The organism is Clostridium sp. ZBS2 (assembly GCF_023845855.1).
GTDB lineage: Bacteria > Bacillota > Clostridia > Clostridiales > Clostridiaceae > Clostridium > Clostridium aquiflavi.
Window position 1 is genome coordinate 1 of the sequence record NZ_JAMQIF010000109.1, and the last position, 251, is coordinate 251.

1 protein-coding gene is annotated in these 251 nt (G+C 55.0%); it reads left to right on the plus strand.

The features are described from left to right. On the plus strand, nucleotides 1–251 hold a 251-nt coding region (locus NG918_RS16700), incomplete at both ends, for a hypothetical protein (RefSeq protein WP_252227165.1).

A 251-nucleotide genomic window follows, 5' to 3' on the forward strand; every position in this document is an offset into this window, starting at 1 on the left:
CCAGAAATCGCGCCGAATATCGGCAAATTTTTCTATCCGCTGGGGCGTAACAATGTGCGTACCAGCTCCAGTCTGTCGTTTATCAGCTACGACCAGGCACTCTCCAGCGAGCCGGTTGCGCCTGGCGCAACTAACCGCAGCGAGCGGCGAGTAAAAATGCTTGAACGTCCACGGCGTGAAGAGGTGGATACCGCGGCATGGATGCCGTCACTCACAACCGATAAACAAGGCAAAGCGTATTTCACGTTCCT